Annotated in this window: 21 protein-coding genes; 13 read left to right on the forward strand and 8 right to left on the reverse strand. The window is 65.5% G+C overall.

Translation table 11 applies throughout. From position 1 onward, the window contains the following. The 5 genes from CV770_RS36815 to CV770_RS36835 all read right to left on the reverse strand — a co-directional run. Window positions 1-244: ABC transporter substrate-binding protein (locus tag CV770_RS36815; RefSeq protein WP_148667137.1), on the reverse strand; the 244-nt coding region annotated here is incomplete at its 3' end. Window positions 245-406: 162 nt separating this feature from the next. Then, window positions 407-1,150, reverse strand: coding sequence for an ABC transporter ATP-binding protein (locus CV770_RS36820; protein ID WP_091965930.1), 744 nt, complete (start codon window positions 1,148-1,150; stop codon window positions 407-409). Beyond that, window positions 1,147-1,980: an ABC transporter ATP-binding protein gene (locus CV770_RS36825; RefSeq protein WP_104465833.1), complete on the reverse strand. Its 834-nt coding sequence runs from the start codon at window positions 1,978-1,980 to the stop codon at window positions 1,147-1,149. The genes CV770_RS36820 and CV770_RS36825 overlap by 4 nt, the downstream gene beginning before the upstream one ends. Next, window positions 1,977-3,296, reverse strand: a complete 1,320-nt coding sequence (gene livM, locus CV770_RS36830) for a high-affinity branched-chain amino acid ABC transporter permease LivM (RefSeq protein WP_104465834.1) — start codon at window positions 3,294-3,296, stop codon at window positions 1,977-1,979. The genes CV770_RS36825 and livM overlap by 4 nt, the downstream gene beginning before the upstream one ends. Window positions 3,297-3,307: 11 nt before the next feature. Next, window positions 3,308-4,225 (reverse strand): ABC transporter permease subunit, encoded by a 918-nt coding sequence (locus CV770_RS36835; protein WP_091965933.1) that lies wholly within the window; start codon window positions 4,223-4,225, stop codon window positions 3,308-3,310. Window positions 4,226-4,501: 276 nt separating this feature from the next. On the opposite strand from CV770_RS36835, the gene CV770_RS42920 reads away from it, so the two are divergent. Continuing rightward, entirely contained in the window at window positions 4,502-4,684 is a 183-nt protein-coding gene (locus tag CV770_RS42920) for a hypothetical protein (RefSeq protein WP_018316535.1), read from the forward strand. 298 nt (window positions 4,685-4,982) lie between these two features. Further along, entirely contained in the window at window positions 4,983-5,519 is a 537-nt protein-coding gene (locus tag CV770_RS36845) for a hypothetical protein (protein ID WP_091965973.1), read from the forward strand. On the opposite strand, the gene CV770_RS36850 is transcribed toward CV770_RS36845, so the two are convergent. From CV770_RS36850 to CV770_RS36860, 3 genes are all read right to left on the reverse strand, one after another. Next, the gene (locus CV770_RS36850; protein WP_091965934.1) at window positions 5,481-5,873 is read right to left on the reverse strand and encodes a carboxymuconolactone decarboxylase family protein; all 393 of its coding nucleotides are present in this window, start codon (window positions 5,871-5,873) and stop codon (window positions 5,481-5,483) included. The two genes, CV770_RS36845 and CV770_RS36850, sit on opposite strands and share 39 nt — an antisense overlap. Before the next feature lie 147 nt (window positions 5,874-6,020). Then, a complete protein-coding gene (gene pcaD, locus CV770_RS36855) occupies window positions 6,021-6,803 on the reverse strand; it encodes a 3-oxoadipate enol-lactonase (RefSeq protein WP_091965935.1) in 783 nt (260 codons plus the stop codon). A 28-nt stretch (window positions 6,804-6,831) separates the two neighbouring features. Next, a complete protein-coding gene (locus tag CV770_RS36860) occupies window positions 6,832-8,187 on the reverse strand; it encodes a 3-carboxy-cis,cis-muconate cycloisomerase (protein WP_091965936.1) in 1,356 nt (451 codons plus the stop codon). Between the two features lie 173 nt (window positions 8,188-8,360). Between CV770_RS36860 and CV770_RS36865 the strand changes: the two genes are divergently transcribed. From CV770_RS36865 to CV770_RS36915, 11 genes are all read left to right on the forward strand, one after another. After that, complete coding sequence (locus CV770_RS36865) at window positions 8,361-8,807, forward strand: SRPBCC family protein (RefSeq protein ID WP_091965937.1); 447 nt, start codon at window positions 8,361-8,363, stop codon at window positions 8,805-8,807. A 134-nt stretch (window positions 8,808-8,941) separates the two neighbouring features. After that, on the forward strand, window positions 8,942-9,427 hold the full coding sequence (locus tag CV770_RS36870) for a (2Fe-2S)-binding protein (RefSeq protein WP_026201687.1): 486 nt from the start codon (window positions 8,942-8,944) through the stop codon (window positions 9,425-9,427). 27 nt (window positions 9,428-9,454) lie between these two features. Further along, entirely contained in the window at window positions 9,455-10,261 is an 807-nt protein-coding gene (locus CV770_RS36875) for an FAD binding domain-containing protein (RefSeq protein WP_104465835.1), read from the forward strand. 61 nt (window positions 10,262-10,322) lie between these two features. Further along, on the forward strand, window positions 10,323-11,246 hold the full coding sequence (locus tag CV770_RS36880; protein WP_104465836.1) for an AAA family ATPase: 924 nt from the start codon (window positions 10,323-10,325) through the stop codon (window positions 11,244-11,246). 83 nt (window positions 11,247-11,329) lie between these two features. Continuing rightward, entirely contained in the window at window positions 11,330-12,532 is a 1,203-nt protein-coding gene (locus tag CV770_RS36885; RefSeq protein ID WP_091965940.1) for a vWA domain-containing protein, read from the forward strand. Between the two features lie 10 nt (window positions 12,533-12,542). Further along, a complete protein-coding gene (locus CV770_RS36890) occupies window positions 12,543-12,866 on the forward strand; it encodes an XdhC family protein (protein WP_007602422.1) in 324 nt (107 codons plus the stop codon). A gap of 2 nt (window positions 12,867-12,868) precedes the next feature. Then, window positions 12,869-13,570, forward strand: coding sequence for an XdhC family protein (locus tag CV770_RS36895; protein ID WP_091965941.1), 702 nt, complete (start codon window positions 12,869-12,871; stop codon window positions 13,568-13,570). Then, a complete protein-coding gene (locus CV770_RS36900; protein ID WP_091965942.1) occupies window positions 13,567-15,171 on the forward strand; it encodes an NTP transferase domain-containing protein in 1,605 nt (534 codons plus the stop codon). The genes CV770_RS36895 and CV770_RS36900 overlap by 4 nt, the downstream gene beginning before the upstream one ends. 197 nt (window positions 15,172-15,368) lie before the next feature. Further along, window positions 15,369-15,758 carry a DUF4189 domain-containing protein gene (locus CV770_RS36905; protein ID WP_104465837.1) on the forward strand — a complete coding sequence of 130 codons (390 nt, stop codon included), beginning with the start codon at window positions 15,369-15,371 and terminating at the stop codon, window positions 15,756-15,758. Between the two features lie 72 nt (window positions 15,759-15,830). Next, the gene (locus tag CV770_RS36910; RefSeq protein ID WP_091965944.1) at window positions 15,831-16,241 is read left to right on the forward strand and encodes a DUF2000 family protein; all 411 of its coding nucleotides are present in this window, start codon (window positions 15,831-15,833) and stop codon (window positions 16,239-16,241) included. A gap of 136 nt (window positions 16,242-16,377) precedes the next feature. After that, window positions 16,378-16,860, forward strand: a 483-nt coding sequence (locus tag CV770_RS36915) for an alcohol dehydrogenase catalytic domain-containing protein (protein WP_148667138.1), incomplete at its 3' end; no start/stop codon positions are given.

A 16,860-nucleotide genomic window follows, 5' to 3' on the forward strand; every position in this document is an offset into this window, starting at 1 on the left:
GCGCCTGCTTCGGGTCGCAGGCATCGTCCTCGACCGAAAGCGCGAGCTTCTTGCCGTTGACGCCGCCTGCGGCATTGATATCGGCCACGGCCATTTCGGCGCCGTTCTTCATCTGGCGGCCGAAGGCGGACTCGCCGCCGGTCATCGGGCCTGCGACTGCGACGGTGACATCCTGCGCGAACGCCGCGCTCGACAGCGCGATCGACGCGCCGAATGCCAGACCGATGAGCTTCAGTGACTTCATGAGATACCTCGCGGGTGGTCGCCTGTGGAAGTTGCCGGGCCTGCCCGGTCCAAACCGGCGCCATTCTCGAATGAATTTACCGAGAAGTCACCGGCAAAATACGGGCATCGGCAGAGATATCTCGCCACAGTCGGCCGCACGCGGGTCGGGCTTGCCGGCCGGTCAGCCGTGCCGGCCGCCTTCCAGGTAGGCGGCGCGAATCTCGGGGCGCTGCAACAACTCGGCGCCGGTACCGGCCAGCGTGATCAGGCCATTGACCATGACATAGCCGCGATGAGCGAGCTTGAGGGCGTGGTTGGCGTTCTGCTCGACGATCAGGACGGTCAGGCCGTCCTGCCGGTTCAGGGTGCGGATCGCATCGAAGATCTGGCGCGCGATCAGCGGCGCAAGGCCGAGCGAGGGCTCGTCGAGCAGGAGCAGGCGGGGACGGCTCATCAAGGCGCGGCCGATCGCCAGCATCTGCTGCTCGCCGCCGGACAGGGTTCCGCCGCGCTGGGCGTAGCGTTCCTTCAGGCGCGGAAACAGCGTGAAGACGCGTTGCAGCGTCCCCTCGCGTTCGGCCTCGGTGCAACCGGTGGCATCCGCCCCCATCTGGAGGTTTTCCGCCACGCTCATGCGCGGGAAGACACGGCGGCCCTCCGGCGATTGCGCGATGCGCAAATGCGCGATCTCGTGGGTGGGGACGTCCGTGATGTCGCGGCCTTCGTACAGGATCTGGCCGGCGCGGGCGCGCGGCTTGCCGAAGATCGTCATCATCAGCGTCGACTTGCCGGCGCCGTTGGCGCCGATCAGCGCCACGATCTCGCCGGCGTTGATCTCGACGTCGACGCCCTTCAGGGCCTCGATCTTGCCGTAGGCGGCGCGCAAGCCCCGGATCGCGAGCAAAGGAGAGGGCGCCGCGGTCACGATCCGCCCTCCATCACGGCTGCCGCCTCTTCCTCGTCGGCGCCGAGATAGGCTGCGATCACCTTGGGATCGTCGCGGACTTCGCGCGGCGTGCCTTCAGCGATCTTGACGCCATGGTCCATCACCACGATGTGGTCGGAGATCTCCATCACCACCGACATGTCATGTTCGATCAGGAGGATCGAGGTGCCGAGCTCGTCGCGGATCGAGAGCAGGAGCTCGCTCAAGGCCGCGCTCTCGCGCGCATTGAGGCCGGCGGCGGGCTCGTCCAGGCACAGAAGCGCGGGCTCGGTGCACATTGCGCGCGCGATCTCGAGCCGGCGCTGGTCGCCATAAGCGAAATTGCCGGCGGCATCGTCGGCGCGGTCGAGCAGATTAACCCGCTTGAGCCAGTCCGTGGCGAGATCAATCGCGCGCTTTTCGGCGTCGCGATAGCCGGGAGCGCCGATCAGGCCGAGGAAGGTGAAGCCGGAGGCGCGCATTAGTGCGTTGTGCTGCGCCACCATCAGGTTTTCCAGCGCGGTCATGCCGGGAAACAGCCGGATGTTCTGGAAGGTGCGAGCCACCTTGGCTTGCTTGGCGATGCGGAAATCGTTCAGCCGCTCCAGCGCGATCGTCCTGCCGCCGTCATGGCTGAGGCGAATGGCGCCGCCGCTCGGTTTGTAGAACCCGGTGATGCAGTTGAAGACGGTGGTCTTGCCGGCGCCGTTCGGCCCGATCAGCGCGGTGATCTTCTTCCGCTCGGCGGCGAAAGAAAGGTCCTGCACGGCGACGATGCCGCCGAAGCGCATGGCGAGCCGGTCGACGCTGAGAATCTTGTCGCCTCTCATCCGTGCCCTTCCTTGACGAGGTCGGAGGAGATTGCTTTCGCCTTGGTCAGATACACGGTGGGTGCGCGATGGCCGATCAGGCCGCGCGGCCGCCAGATCATGATCAGCACCATGGCCATGCCGAACACCAGCATGCGATAGCCCTCGAGGCCCCGGAACAGCTCGAAGCCGCCGATCATGGCGAGCGCGGAGAGCGCGACGCCGAGTTGCGAGCCCATGCCGCCGAGGACGACGATGGCGAGCACCAGCGCCGATTCCTGGAAGGTGAAGGATTCCGGGCTGATGAAGCCCTGCCGGGTGGCGAAGAACGCGCCGGCAAAGCCGCCGAACATCGCACCCGTCGCGAACGCCGTGAGCTTGGTGGTCGTGGTGTTGATGCCGAGCGCGCGGCAGGCGACCTCGTCCTCGCGCAAGGCTTCCCAGGCCCGTCCGATCGGGAGGCGGCGCAGGCGGATCGTCGCCCAGTTGGTGAGCAGCGCCAGCGCCAGGATCAGGTAGAACAGGAAGACGATGCGGTGCGTCGGCGAATATTCGATGCCGAGCCTGGTGGCGAGCCCGTCGTCGCTGTTGTCGAGCGGGATGCCGAAGAAGGTGGGGCGGGGAATGCCGGAGACGCCGTTGGGGCCGCCGGTGAGATCCTGCCAGTTGATGATGACCAAGCGGATGATCTCGCCGAAGGCGAGGGTCACGATGGCGAGATAGTCGCCGCGCAGGCGCAGCACGGGGAAGCCGAGCAGCACGCCCCAGAAGGCGGCGAGGATGCCGGCGAGCGGCAGGCAGATCCAGAACGACCAGCCGAAATTGGTGGCGAGCAGTCCGTAGGAATAGGCACCGACCGCATAGAAGGCGACGTAGCCGAGATCAAGCAGGCCGGCGAGCCCGACCACGACGTTCAATCCCCAGCCCAGCATGACATAGGTAAGCACCAGGATCGCGAGGTCGAGGATGTAGCGCTGGTTATAGAAGATCACCGGCACCAGCAGCGTGAAGATCAGGAGCGCCGGCGCGAGGTAGCGGCCGATGAACGATATGCCGCTCTGCACCGCCGGCGGCACCAACTTCTCGGCGCCGGTCGGGCCGATCCATTGCCGAAGCAGCTCGATCACGATCGAGCCGCCGAACACGGCGGCGACGATGGACGCGAGATCGCCGAAGCGGGTCCAATAGGTGAGCTGGCCGGAGGAGCCCGCCTCGGTGCGGATGCCGATCATCAGCGAGAACAGCACCAGCGCGATCAGCGCATTTACGAAAGCCGTCTTCAGGAGAGCGGGGATGCCAGTTGCAGGTTTGGCCGTGTTGGTCGAGGGAGCTGTCACGCGCGCGACCGTCAGACTTTTTCGACTTCGGGACGGCCGAGCAGGCCGGTCGGCATGAAGATCAGCACCACGATCAGGATCGAGAACGCTGCGACGTCCTTGTACTCGACCGAGAAATAGGCCGACCAGAACGTCTCGATCAGGCCGATCGCGAGGCCGCCGAGCATGGCCCCCGGCAGCGAGCCGATGCCGCCGAGCACGGCAGCGGTGAACGCCTTGATGCCGGCGACGAAGCCCATGAAGAAATCGACGAGGCCGTAATAGAGCAGGTACATCAGGCCCGCGACCGCGGCGAGCGCGGCACCGATCACGAAGGTCATGGAGATGGTGCGGTCGACGTCGACGCCGAGCAGCGCCGCCATGGTCTGGTCCTGCTCGCAGGCGCGCATGTCGCGTCCGAGCCGGGTGCGCGATACCAGCCAGGTGAAGATCGCCAGCAGCACGATAGTGGTGACCACCACCATGATCTGGATGTTGGAGAGCTGGATCACGAAGCCGTCCGTGCTCTCGTGCAGGGTGTAGCCGCCGGTGATGAAGGGCGGGATCGGCTTGACGCGCGCGCCCTGCGCAACCTGCGAATAGTTGGTCAGCACGAAGGACATGCCGATCGCCGACAGCATCGGGGCGAGGCGGAAGGAATGGCGAAGCGGCCGGTAGGCGATGCGTTCGATGGTCCAGCCATAGAGCGCGGTGATCGCCATCGAGACCAGCAGCACGACCAGCAGGATCAGCGGGATCGTGGTCAGTCCGAACGAGATCAGGATCAGGAAGGTGATCAGGGCGATGAAGCCGCCGATCATGAAGACGTCGCCATGGGCGAAGTTGATCATGCCGACGATGCCGTAGACCATCGTGTAGCCGATGGCGATCAGGCCGTAGATCGAGCCCAGAACGAGACCGTTGATGAGCTGCTGGGCGAAATAATCCATGGGCTGCCGTACCAAACCTGACGCGGGCTCAAAGGGAGCTCTTAGGAGAGTGGGTTTCTTGGGCCGTTTCTTGGGCCCCGGCAGCCCCTAAGCATTCTTCCGGATTTGTAACAGGAGGGAACTGGCGGCTGCAACAGCTCACGCTTCGACAGAAGGTCTTGTACAGAGCTCATTTAGCCGTCGGTTCCGCAACTGCGAGGAACCGGGTTCCTCGGGCAACCAAAGCGGATGCCGGCCGTTATCTCGCCTCTGACGTCCAACAAGGGAGTTCCCCGAATGACGAAGCAGCAGAACCAGAATCCGGGTCAGCAGAGTCAGAACCCCGGCCAGCAGCGCCCAGGTCAGCAGCCGGGCCAGCAGCAGGGCGGCGGTCAGAAACCCGGACAGCAGCAGCAGAACGATCCGATGCGCCAGGGCGATCGCCCCGGCCAGCAGCAGGGCGGCCAGCAGGACAAGTAATTTGGGAGCCCGAGAACGAAGGGTATTGAGGAGGGCCCCGCCGCAAGGCGGGGTCTTTTTTGGGCAGTTGCTTGCCGCGTCATTCCGGGATGGCGCGTTGGCACCAGGCCCGGAATCTCGAGATTCTCAGGTGCGCAATTGCGCACCATAGCTCAATGCTGCGCATTGCCCCGGAATGACGGGGGCAGGGCAGTTAAGGTAAACAAAGGGTTTAAATTGCCGCCACAGTCTGATGCGAGTTAGCTCCCGGCAAAGCCTTCCCAGCGGAAGGCGCGTGGTCGACGAAGCGGGAAGCGGCATGTTCAGGAATTGGCGGATCGGCTCGGTCAACGGCGCGCTGCTGGCGGCCTATTTCATTCCGGCCTGGACCATCGTCGCCTTCAACATCATCGTCGCACCGGTGCATGGCCTCTACGAGCGGCCGAGCGTCGCCGTCGCGCTGTTCCTCAGCGACCATCTCCAGATGGCAGGGATGAGCACGGTGCGCGCGGCCTGGCTGCTTGCGCTGGGCCGTCTCACCGTGGTCGCGTTCTTTGCGATCTATCTCGCTCTGCTCTGCGTCCCCCGAACCCGCAAGTCCGGCGGCAGCGATGAGGCGCTCGGGATTGCGCTGGCGATCGGCAGCCTGATCTCGTTTGCCAGCATGGTGATGGCTTCGAAGGTCGGCGAGATGGCCGCGCTCCGGCTGCACGCCACCGAGCTGCTGCTGCTGCTCGGTGCTGCCATCGTGATCCTGATCGAGCGGCCCGAGGCTGCTCCGCAGATCGTCGAGACCCCTGTCGAGATCCCTGCGTCGCTAGGTCTTGAGCAGGCCGAGCTCCTGCACAATCGCTGAGGCTTCCTTGACGGCGTGGTTCGCCGCCGGCACGCCGCAATAGATCGCCTGCTGCAGCAGGATTTCCTTGATGTCGTCGGGAGTGAAGCCTCCCTCCGCGAGCGCCGCACGCACATGCAGGCGAAACTCGTCCCATTGCCCGAGCGCGACCATGGTGCCGATCACCAGCACACGCCGCGTGCGCTCGTCGAAATGCGGACGCGTCCAGATCTCGCCCCAGGCGTAGCGGGTGATCATGTCCTGGAAGTCGGTGTTGAACGAATTGCGGTTCGCGATCGACTTGTCGACCCAGGCATTGCCCAGCACCTTCCGTCGCACGTTCATGCCGGCATCGCGGCGCTTCTGGTCGTCCATGGTGTTTCTCCGGTGAGTCATTCCGGGGCGCCTCGAAGAGGCGAACCCGGAATCTCGAGGTTGTGAATGCCGATCGGGATTCTCAGGTGCGCGATTGCGCACCATAGTTCGATGCTCCGCATCGCCCCGGAATGACGATGGGGGCGATCAACGCTGCGTCAAAAATCCCACCACCGCGTCGGTGAAGGCATGCGGCTGCTCGACGTTGGAAATATGCGCGGCGTCGATGATGGTCATGCTTGCGCCCGGAATATTCGAGCGGATCAACTCGCCCGCCGAGATCGGCGTCGCCATGTCGTGGCGGCCGGCGATCACCAATGTCTGGCTCTTGATGTCAGGCAGCAGCGCGCGCTGGTCGAGCGTCGACAGCGCCTCGCAGCAGGCGAGGTAGCCTTCGACGGGGGAGGCGAGCAGCATCGACTTCATCCTCGCGGTGATCTCAGGCTCGCGCTCGCGGAAGTCCTGCGTCAGCCATCCCGCGATCACGGCATCGGCGACCGCGGCGATGCCGCCCTTCTTCACGGCGTCGATGCGTTCCAGCCATTTGGTCGGCTCGGCATAGTAGCAGGAGGTATTGGCGAGGATGAGCTTGCCGAAGCGCTCCGGCGCGTTGGCGCCGAGCCATTGCCCGACCATGCCGCCCATCGAAAGGCCGCACCAATGCACCTTCTCGATGTTGAGGTCGTCGAGGATCGCGAGCACGTCGCGGCCGAACCGCTCCATGGTGTAGGGGCCGGGCGGAACGTTGGACTTGCCGTGGCCGCGGCGGTCGTAGCGGATGACGCGGAACACCTGCGTCAGCGCCTTCATCTGAGGCTCCCACATCTGCAGCGTGCAGCCGAGCGAGTTGGAGAGCATCAGCGTCGGCCCGCCGTCGCGGCCCTCGACGGAGACGTTGAGCAGGCAACCGTCGGCATCGATCATGGGCATGCGGCGTCTCCGTCGTATTCTGCGGTTCTTATTCGCGGTCGAGGCTGTCGAGCAGCCGGTCGATCAAGGCTTGGGAAGCCCCTTGATAGGCCATCGGCTCGAACAATGCCGCAATTTTTTCCGGCGAAAGATGCGCAGTGATCTGCGAATCAGCCGACAGCACCTCGCGCAGATGCTTCTTCTCGGCGACCGCGCGCTTGCTGGCGGCCTCGATGAGATGATGCGCATCGCTCTTGCCGATCTTGTCGGCCAGCGCAAAGGTGACGGCTTCCGCCATGATCAGTCCGTGCGTCGCATCGAGATTGCTGCGCATGCGCGCAGCGTCGACGTCGAGGCCCTCGGCGATGTCGACGATGGCGGCCAGCGCGCCTGAGGCGACCAGCATCAATTGCGGCAAGGTCGGCCATTCCGCGTGCCAGGGGCCTGCGCTGCGCTCGTGGTCCTGCACCTGCGCGGCAAATATCGTCGCGGCGAGCTGCGGGGCCATGGTGGCGGCGCCCAGCGCGCTTGCGGCGGCGACGGGGTTGCGCTTGTGCGGCATCGTCGAGGAGCCGCCGCGGCCTTCGCCGGCGGGCTCGAAGGCCTCCGCGACGTCGGTCTGCATCATCAGCGAAACGTCGCGCGCGATCTTGCCGCAGGTTCCAGCCAGAATAGCGAAAGCCGAAGCGGCCTCCGCGATGCGGTCGCGGTGGGTGTGCCAGGGCGCTTCCGGCAGCGGCAGGTTCAGCTCCTGCGCGAGACGTTCCGCCACGGCAAGCCCCTTGTCGCCGAGGGCCGCGAGCGTGCCGGCCGCACCGCCGAATTGCAGCGCGAGGCCCTCGCGGGAGAGCCGCCGCAGGCGGCAGCGGGCGCGGGCGAGGCCTGCGGCATATTCGGCGGCTTTCAGGCCCAACGGCATCGGCAGCGCGTGCTGCAGCCAGGTCCGAGCCACCATCGCAGTGTTGCGATGGGTCCGTGCCAGCGCGGCAAAACCCTTGATGGCGCGGCTGAGGTCGGCGTCCAGCGCATCGAGGCCGGCGCGAAGCGTGAGCATGGTCGCGGTGTCGATGACATCCTGGCTGGTGGCGCCCCAATGCACGTAGCGCGCGGCCTCGGTGTCGGCCCTGCCGACATTGGCTGTCAGCATCTTGACCAGGGGAATCGCCAGATTACCCGATCGCGTTGCGGCCTCGGCCAGCGCCGCCACGTCAAAGGAATCGGCCTTGCATGCGGCCTCGATCGAGCCCACCGCAGAGGCTGGAATCACATCCGTGGCGGCCTCCGCGCGTGCCAGGGCTGCCTCGAAATCGAGCATGTTCTGCAGGGTCGAGCGGTCATCGCAGACCGCGCGCATGGCGGCGCTCGACAGCATCGGTGCGAGCAGGGGGGAGAGGGATGTGCTCATATTGCGCGCGACCTAATCATCATGGCCCGGCTGTGCCAATCCCCAACCGCCCGCACACGTCTTTTTGCAGTTGCGAATATGCATTGCACTTGACCGGGCGCCGCCCTTTCCTTTGCCGCGTCCCTGCGTTACTTGATCAGCACTATAAGTTACGCGATCCGGGAGGCACCCTCATGGCCATGACGATGAACGGCGAAGTCCAGCTTGCGGCGCCGCGCGAGGCCGTGTGGGCCAAGCTCAATGATCCCGAGGTGCTGAAGGCCTGCATCCCCGGCTGCGAGGAGCTCGAGAGGACCGACGACGGCGGCTTTCGCGCCACGGCGAAAATGAAGGTCGGCCCGGTGTCGGCACGCTTCAAGGGCAAGGTCACGCTCTCCGATCTCGACCCGCCGAACGGCTACAAGATCTCGGGCGAGGGCGAGGGCGGGGTCGCCGGCTTCGCCAAGGGTGGCGCGGTGGTCAAGCTGGCGGAGAAGGACGGCGGCACGCTGCTGTCCTACGATGTCGAGGCGCAGATCGGCGGCAAGTTGGCGCAGCTCGGCCAGCGCCTTATCAACGGCGCCGCCAAGAAACTCGCCGACGAATTTTTCGCGAACTTCGCCAAGGCGGTACAGGGCTGAAGGTCATCGCCTTCGGCATGGCACCTTGCGTCCCGGGCGATATTGCCCCGGGGCATAATGGCCCATATGATGGGTTGGAATAATTATAAGAACCGCTTCGACGGGACCCGTCGGGGCGCTGATAGAGAGTGCTTATGGCAAAAATCTCCCTCATCGTGAACGGCAATCCAGTCACCGCCAACGTCGATCCCCGCACCCTCCTGGTGCAGTTTTTGCGCGAGAATCTGCGCCTGACCGGCACCCATGTCGGCTGCGACACCTCGCAGTGCGGCGCTTGTGTCGTGCATGTCGACGGCAAGGCCGTGAAATCCTGCACCACGCTTGCGGTGATGGCCGACGGCCACGAGGTCAAGACGATCGAGGGGCTGGCCGCAGACGGCGCCCCGCTGCATCCGATGCAGGAGGCCTTTCGCGAGCACCATGGCCTGCAATGCGGCTTCTGCACGCCGGGCATGATCATGACCGCGATCGACATCGTGCACCGCAAGGGCAACGAGCTCGACGACCATACGATCCGGGAAGAATTAGAAGGCAATCTCTGCCGCTGCACCGGCTACCAGAACATCGTCGCCTCGATCTCCGCCGGCGCCAAGGCGATGGCGAAATCCGACCTCGCGTAACGCGCATCCCGCGATCAGGACATTCAGATGTACGAATTCAAATATTATCGCCCCGGGACCGTTCGGCAGGCCGCCAACCTCCTGGTGAAGAACGAAGACGCCAAGGTGATCGCCGGCGGTCACACGCTGATTCCCGTCATGAAGCAGCGCCTCGCCAGCCCTCCGCATCTGGTCGACCTCTCCCACATCGAGGGGCTCAATACGATCGAGATGAAGGGCCGTTCGCTGGTGATCGGCGCCACCGCCAAGCACGCCGAGGTCGCGACCTCCGCCATCGTCGGCGAGGCGATTCCGGCGCTCGCGAATCTTGCCGGCGGAATCGGTGATCCCGCCGTACGTCACAAGGGCACGATCGGCGGCTCGCTCGCCAACAACGACCCGACCGCGGACTATCCGGCCGCCGTGCTCGCGCTGGGCGCGACCATCGTCACCAACAAGCGGCGCCTCAAGGCCGAAGAGTATTTCCAGGGCCTGTTCTCGACCGCGCTGGAAGCCGACGAGATCATCACCAAGGTGATGTTCCCGCTGCCGAAGAAGGCGGCCTACGTCAAGTTCCGCAACCAGGCCTCGCGCTATGCGCTGGTTGGCGTGTTCGTGGCACGGCGTCCGTCCGACGTGCGGGTCGCCGTCACCGGCGCCGGCTCCGAAGGCGTGTTCCGTGTCACTGCGTTCGAGGAAGCCCTGAAGAAGCGCTTCGCCGCGAAGGCGCTTGACGGCATCGAGGTGCCGGCCGAGGGCCTCAACAGCGATATCCACGGCAGCGCCGAATACCGCGCGCACCTCATCGGCGTGCTGACCCGGCGCGCCGTCGACGCCGCCAACGCCAAGGAGTGAGGTGACCTCACGCCTCGGCCCAAACTTGTCCCGGTGAGGGCGTAGCGAGACTGGCTTTTTCATGACTTCAGCGGCCAATAGTTCCGGGGCCTTGCCGGCATCGGTCGATGCGATGCTCGAACTCCTGACGTCGCGCGGCTATCTCGCGGAGCGGTCGCTGGCGACGGTGACGTATCTCTCGCTGCGCATGGGCCGGCCGCTGTTCCTGGAAGGCGAGGCCGGCGTCGGCAAGACCGAGATCGCCAAGGTCCTGTCCGCTGCGCTCGGGCGGAAGCTGATCCGCCTGCAGTGCTACGAAGGCCTCGACGTCTCCTCCGCAGTCTACGAGTGGAACAGCGCCGCGCAGATGATCGCGATCCGGATGGCGGAAGCCGCCGGCGACACCGATCGCGACCAGCTCTCGAGCGACATCTTCGCCGACCGTTACATGATCAAGCGGCCGCTGCTCCAGGCGCTGGAGCCCGACGTTGCGGGACCACCGGTGCTGCTGATCGACGAGCTCGATCGCGCCGACGAGGCGTTCGAGGCATACCTCCTCGAAATCCTCAGTGACTTCCAGGTGACGATCCCCGAATTCGGCACGGTGAAGGCGCCGGCCCCGCCGATCGTCATCATCACCTCCAACCGCACCCGCGAAATCCACGACGCGCTGAAGCGGCGCTGTCTCTATCACTGGGTCGATTATCCCGCCGCCGAGCGCGAGCTCGCGATCGTCAAGACGCGGGTGCCCGGCATCTCCGCAAAGCTGTCGCAGCAGGTCGTGCGCTTCGTCCAGGCCTTGCGCAACCAGGACTTCTACAAGTCGCCGGGCGTCGCCGAGACCATCGACTGGGCCACCGCGCTGTCGGAGTTAGATGCCCGCTCGCTGACCCCGCAAGTGGTCGGCGACACGCTGGGCGCGCTGCTCAAGTACCAGGACGACATCACCCGCATGCAGGGCGACACCCTGCAGAAGGTGCTGAAGGAAGCGACGAGCGATAATTGACGCGCGTGCGTCATAACTAGCTCGTCATTCCGGGGCGCGCGTAGCGCGAGCCCGGAATGACGGGAAGGAAGATGGGAACGACCATGGCCATCAACCACCTTGCCCCCGAGCAGACCGAGCAATTCGCCGACAACATCGTCGGGTTCGCCCGCGCGCTGCGCTCTGCGGGCATGCCGGTCGGGCCGGGCGCTGTCATCGACGCCATGAGCGCGCTCCAGGTGATCGACATCGGCAACCGCGCCGACGTCTTCACCACGCTGGAGGCGATTTTCGTCAAGCGTCATGAGCACGCGCTGATCTTCAAGCAGGCCTTCAACCTGTTCTTCCGCGCCTCGGAAGAGTGGAAGCACATGCTGGATTCGGTGCCGCTGCCGGACGAGGCCAAGAAGAAGCCGCAGGCGGGCTCCCGCCGCGTGCAGGAGGCGATGTCGCAGCCGCGCATGACCGAGACGCCGCAGCACCAGGAGCAGGATCTGCGCCTGTCGGTGTCCGACAGGGAGATCCTTCAGAAGAAGGATTTTGCGCAGATGAGCGCCGCCGAGATCAGCGAGGCGCTGCGTGCGGTCGAGCGGATGCATCTGCCGCAGGCCGAGCTTCTGACCCGCCGGCACCGGCCTGATGCGCGCGGGCTTCGCCTTGACCTCCGCCGCACGCTGCGCGCCTCCTTGCGCACCGGCGGCGACATCATCGACATCCATCGCCTCGGGCGGATCGAGAAGCCGGCGCCGATCGTGGCGCTGCTCGATATCTCGGGCTCGATGAACGAGTACACCCGCCTGTTCCTGCATTTCCTCCATGCCATCGGCGATGCGCGCAAGCGCGTCTCGGTGTTCCTGTTCGGCACCCGGCTGACCAACGTCACCCGCGCGCTGCGCCAACGCGATCCCGACGAGGCGCTGGCGAGCTGCTCGGCCTCGGTCGAGGACTGGGCTGGCGGCACGCGGATCTCGGCCTCGCTGCACAACTTCAACAAATTGTGGGCGCGGCGCGTGCTGAGCCAGGGCGCCATCGTGCTCCTGATCTCCGACGGGCTGGAGCGGGAGGCGGATTCCAGGCTCGCCTTCGAGATGGACCGGCTGCACCGCTCGTGCCGGCGGCTGATCTGGCTCAACCCGCTGCTGCGGTTCGGCGGCTTCGAGGCCAAGGCCCAAGGCATCAAAATGATGCTCCCGCACGTTGACGAATTCCGCCCGGTACATAATTTGAGTTCGATCCAGGAGCTGATCACGACGCTCTCCCGGCCGCTGCCGCCGCATCACCGCAGCCTGATCCGCTCCGCAGCTTGAGAGGCACCCCATGCTCGATCGCGACGAGGATATTCTGAAGGCGGCGGAGGACTGGCAGAAGGCCGGCCGTGGTGTCGCGCTCGCCACCGTGGTGGAGACCTGGGGCTCGGCGCCGCGCCCGGCGGGCTCCAGCCTCGTCATCAACGACGAGGGTACATTCCTGGGCTCGGTCTCCGGCGGCTGCGTCGAGGGCGCCGTGGTCACCGAGGCCATGGACGTGATCCAGAGCGGCAAACCGAGGATGCTGGAGTTCGGCGTCGCCGACGAGACCGCCTGGAACGTCGGGCTGTCCTGCGGCGGCACCATCCGCGTCTTCGTCGAGAAAGTCGGTTAGCTGTGAAGCTCGCAATCCTGCACGAACTCAATGCCGAGCGCGCCGCGCGCCGGCCGGTGATCCTGGTGACCGACACCGAGGGCGGCGAGCAGCGCCTGGTGAAGGCGAAGGATTTTGCAAAAGATCCCTTGCGCGCCGAACTCGATAAGCAACTCCGCATGGGCAAGAGCGCCAATGTCGAGGCCGGCGGCAAGAAGCTGTTCCTCAACGTCTACGCACCGACTGCAAAACTCGTCATCGTCGGCGCAGTCCATATCAGCCAGGCCTTGGCGCCGCTGGCGCGCTCGCTCGGCTACGACGTGACCGTCGTGGATCCGCGCACGGCGTTCGCCAGCCCGGAGCGCTTTCCCGACGTTCCGCTGGTTGCCGAATGGCCCGACACCGCGCTGCCGCCGCTCAATGTCGATGCCTACACGGCCTTCGTTGCGGTGACGCACGATCCCAAGATCGACGATCCCGCGCTGCTGCACGCCTTCGAGCGCGGCTGCTTCTATATCGGCGCGCTCGGCTCGCGGAAGACGCACGCCAAGCGCGGCGACCGGCTGCGGGCGCAGGGCGCCAAGGAAAGCGACATCGCGCGCATCCACGCGCCCATTGGACTTGCGATCGGTGCGGTCTCCCCGTCCGAGATCGCGGTGTCGATCATGGCGGAGATCACAGCGGTGCTCCGCCTGCCTCCCAAGGAAAAAGAAGAAGCGGCATGAAGTTCGGCCCGGCGAGCCCCAAGGATGCAATCGGCGGGGTGACCGTCCACACCCTGCGCCAGGGACCGCTGGTGCTGAAGAAGGGCACGACGATCGGGCCTGCCGAGGTCGAGCAGCTCACGCGCGCCGGCATCAAGGACATCGTCGTGGTGCGCATGGAGGCGGGCGACGTCTCCGAGGACGTTGCGGCCGCCGGTATTGCGCTGGCCGTCGGCGGCGAGGGCATTCATGTCGAGCGCGCCTTCACCGGCCGCGCCAATCTGTTCGCCGCACGTCCGGGCGTGCTGGTGATCGACCGCGCCGCGGTCGACCGCATCAACAACATCGACGAGGCCATCACCTTTGCGACGCTCACCGCTTACAAGCCGGTGGTCGAGGGCGAGATGGTCGGCACCGTCAAGATCATCCCGTTCGGCGTCGAAGGCAGTTTGCGCGATGCCGCGGTGAAGGCCGCAGGCAAGGACGTGCTGAAGATCGCGCCTTACGTGATCCAGCGCGTCGGCGTGGTCTCGACGCTGCTGCCGGGCCTCTCATCCAAGGTGATCGACAAGACGCTGCGCGTCACGGCCGAGCGGCTCGCACCCGCCGGTGCCAGCATCATCGCCGAGCGGCGGGTCCAGCACGACGAAGCCGCGCTGTCGGCGGCGATCAAGGAATTGCTCGGCTTGGGGGCCGAGCTCGTCATCGTGTTCGGGGCCTCCGCGATCGCCGATCGCCGCGACGTGATTCCGGCGGCAGTCACGGGGATCGGCGGCGAGATCGAGCATTTCGGCATGCCGGTCGACCCCGGCAATCTCTTGCTGATCGCGCGGGCCGGCGACGTTCCGGTGCTGGGCGCACCGGGCTGTGCGCGCTCGCCGGTCGAGAACGGTTTTGACTGGGTCTTGATGCGGCTCCTCGCCGGCATCAAGGTGACGCGCTCCGAGCTGATGGGCATGGGCGTTGGCGGCCTCCTGATGGAGATCGTGACGCGGCCGCAGCCGCGCGCACAGCCCGAGACCGAGGGCAACAGCCAGGTCGCCGCCATCGTGCTCGCTGCGGGCCGTTCGACCCGGATGGGCGGGCCGAACAAGCTGCTCGCCGAACTCGACGGCAAGAAGCTGGTGCGGATCGCGACCGAGCAGGCGCTGGCCTCCAGGGCATCCGAGGTGATCGTGGTCACCGGCCACCAGACCGAGCTGGTGGAGCAGGCGCTGCAGGGCCTGAAGGTGCGGTTCGTCAAGAATCCGGATTTCGCCGGCGGGATCGCCAGCTCGGTCAAGGCCGGCATCGCTGCCGTCCCTGAAGCTTGCGACGGCGCCGTGGTGTGCCTGGGCGACATGCCGCTGATCGATGCCGGCCTGATCGACCGTCTCATCGACGGCTTTGCGCCCGACCGAGGCAATCTCATCGTCGTGCCCGTGAGCGAGGGCCGCCGCGGCAATCCCGTGCTGTGGTCGCGCCGCTTCTTCAGGGAGTTGATGACGCTCGACGGCGACGTCGGCGCGCGGCATCTGATCGCCAAGCACACCGAGGCGGTTGCCGAAGTACCGGTCGATGGCGAGAGTGCCTTCCTCGATATCGACACGCCGCAGGCCTTGGAAGCGGCAAGGCGGGGATAAAGGTGCCGTAGGGTGGGCAAAGGCGCATAGCGCCGTGCCCACGATGTCTCCCCCGCAATCTACAAATCGTGGGCACGCTTCGCTTTGCCCACCCTACGGCACCTCCTATTCGGTTCGATTTCAACCACCCGTTCACCATCTGGAAACGACCGCCGCTTAGAGTCGCCTCCACCTGCCTTGGGGGGAGGGGATTTTCCATGGCTTCGAACGTCGTCGCGCGCCGTTGCGCGATGTTTTGCTTTGTCTTGTCTGTTGCCCTCACGGGCGCCCGCTACATCACCGAAGCCCATGCCGCCGGCGCGATTGCAGTCGGCAAATGCGGCGCTTATGGCCAGGCTTTTGATTACGGCCACGAGCACGAGGCGCGTGCCGCTGCGCAGAAGCAGTGCAAGGGCGATTGCACGACCGTGACGATGAAGCGCGCCTGCGCCGCGATGTCGGTCGATCTCGCCAACCCCTGCGGTGCGTATGGTTATGCCGTCAAGCCGAAGATCTCGGCCTCGCTCAACGCCGCCACGCGCGAATGCTACAAATACGGTGGCAAGGAATGCGTGATCCGCGCCTGGGCCTGCGACGGCAACGGTTGATTCCTCTTGCTGTCATTCCGGGGCGATGCATAGCATCACCCCGGAACTCAGGAATGACAGTGGAAGGAACAGATGCAGTTCGACACCAAGATCGCGGTTGTGATCCGCACCGATCTTCAGGCTTGGCAGAAGCTCAACGTTGCGTCCTTCCTCACCAGCGGCATTGCCGCGGCTTTTCCGGAATGCATTGGCGATGCCTATGAAGACGCCTCAGGCACGAACTATCACGCACTGATCGGACAGCCGATCCTGATCTACGGCGCCGACGGTCCGGCGTTGTCGCGCGCACTGGACCGTGCGCTCGCGCGCAACGTCAAGCCGGCGGTCTATACCGAGGACATGTTCGGCACCACGCACGATGCCGCCAATCGCGAGGCAGTGAGGGCCGTGGCGCGCAACGATCTCAATCTCGTCGGCATCGCCATGCGCGCCGAGCGCAAGGTGATCGACAAGATCGTCGACGGGCTGAAGTTCCATAGCTGACACGCCGGCATCGGCGCGGCGTCATCGTGGTGTCATGATGGGGCGGGCCCTGCGCAAACTTTGCGCTGTTTGACGCCCATCAAAGGAGCGCCGCGCGGCGTCGTTATTATGCTCCAAAGTGCACAGGAGCAGACCGATGCCGACCATGAAAGCCGCAATCGTCAAGCAATTCGGCAAGCCACTGGTGATCGAGGACGTGCCGGTGCCGCAGCCCGGTCCCGGCGAGATTCTGGTCAAGGTGAAAGCCTGCGGCGTCTGTCACACCGATCTGCATGCAGCCTCAGGCGACTGGCCGGTGAAGCCGGTTCCTCCGTTCATTCCCGGCCACGAGGCCGCCGGCACCGTCGCCGCGCTCGGGTCCGGCGTGAAGAATCTGAAAGTGGGAGATGCCGTCGGCGTCGCCTGGCTGCACGATGCCTGCATGTCGTGTGAATATTGCGAGACCGGTTGGGAGACCCTGTGCGAGCACCAGCACAACACCGGTTACAGCGTCAACGGCGGCTTCGCCGAATACGTCATCGCCTCGGCCGCCTTCGCTGCAAAGCTGCCGGCAACGGTCGATTTCGCGGCCATCGCGCCGATTCTGTGCGCCGGCGTTACCACCTACAAGGGATTGAAG

Origin of the sequence: Bradyrhizobium sp. AC87j1, from assembly GCF_002936975.1 — a bacterium.
GTDB classification, from domain to species: Bacteria; Pseudomonadota; Alphaproteobacteria; order Rhizobiales; family Xanthobacteraceae; genus Bradyrhizobium; species Bradyrhizobium shewense.

What these genes read in the sequence shown, in the direction of transcription:
- CV770_RS36910 (WP_091965944.1), top strand. Translation starts at nt 15,831, where the DNA reads ATGCAGTTCGACACCAAGATCGCGGTTGTGATCCGCACCGATCTTCAG.
- CV770_RS36850 (WP_091965934.1), bottom strand. Translation starts at nt 5,873, where the DNA reads ATGGACGACCAGAAGCGCCGCGATGCCGGCATGAACGTGCGACGGAAG.
- CV770_RS36885 (WP_091965940.1), top strand. Translation starts at nt 11,330, where the DNA reads ATGGCCATCAACCACCTTGCCCCCGAGCAGACCGAGCAATTCGCCGAC.
- CV770_RS36900 (WP_091965942.1), top strand. Translation starts at nt 13,567, where the DNA reads ATGAAGTTCGGCCCGGCGAGCCCCAAGGATGCAATCGGCGGGGTGACC.
- CV770_RS36825 (WP_104465833.1), bottom strand. Translation starts at nt 1,980, where the DNA reads ATGAGAGGCGACAAGATTCTCAGCGTCGACCGGCTCGCCATGCGCTTC.
- CV770_RS36905 (WP_104465837.1), top strand. Translation starts at nt 15,369, where the DNA reads ATGGCTTCGAACGTCGTCGCGCGCCGTTGCGCGATGTTTTGCTTTGTC.
- CV770_RS36890 (WP_007602422.1), top strand. Translation starts at nt 12,543, where the DNA reads ATGCTCGATCGCGACGAGGATATTCTGAAGGCGGCGGAGGACTGGCAG.
- CV770_RS36860 (WP_091965936.1), bottom strand. Translation starts at nt 8,187, where the DNA reads ATGAGCACATCCCTCTCCCCCCTGCTCGCACCGATGCTGTCGAGCGCC.
- CV770_RS42920 (WP_018316535.1), top strand. Translation starts at nt 4,502, where the DNA reads ATGACGAAGCAGCAGAACCAGAATCCGGGTCAGCAGAGTCAGAACCCC.
- CV770_RS36845 (WP_091965973.1), top strand. Translation starts at nt 4,983, where the DNA reads ATGTTCAGGAATTGGCGGATCGGCTCGGTCAACGGCGCGCTGCTGGCG.
- CV770_RS36875 (WP_104465835.1), top strand. Translation starts at nt 9,455, where the DNA reads ATGTACGAATTCAAATATTATCGCCCCGGGACCGTTCGGCAGGCCGCC.
- pcaD (WP_091965935.1), bottom strand. Translation starts at nt 6,803, where the DNA reads ATGCCCATGATCGATGCCGACGGTTGCCTGCTCAACGTCTCCGTCGAG.
- CV770_RS36880 (WP_104465836.1), top strand. Translation starts at nt 10,323, where the DNA reads ATGACTTCAGCGGCCAATAGTTCCGGGGCCTTGCCGGCATCGGTCGAT.
- CV770_RS36865 (WP_091965937.1), top strand. Translation starts at nt 8,361, where the DNA reads ATGGCCATGACGATGAACGGCGAAGTCCAGCTTGCGGCGCCGCGCGAG.
- CV770_RS36835 (WP_091965933.1), bottom strand. Translation starts at nt 4,225, where the DNA reads ATGGATTATTTCGCCCAGCAGCTCATCAACGGTCTCGTTCTGGGCTCG.
- CV770_RS36870 (WP_026201687.1), top strand. Translation starts at nt 8,942, where the DNA reads ATGGCAAAAATCTCCCTCATCGTGAACGGCAATCCAGTCACCGCCAAC.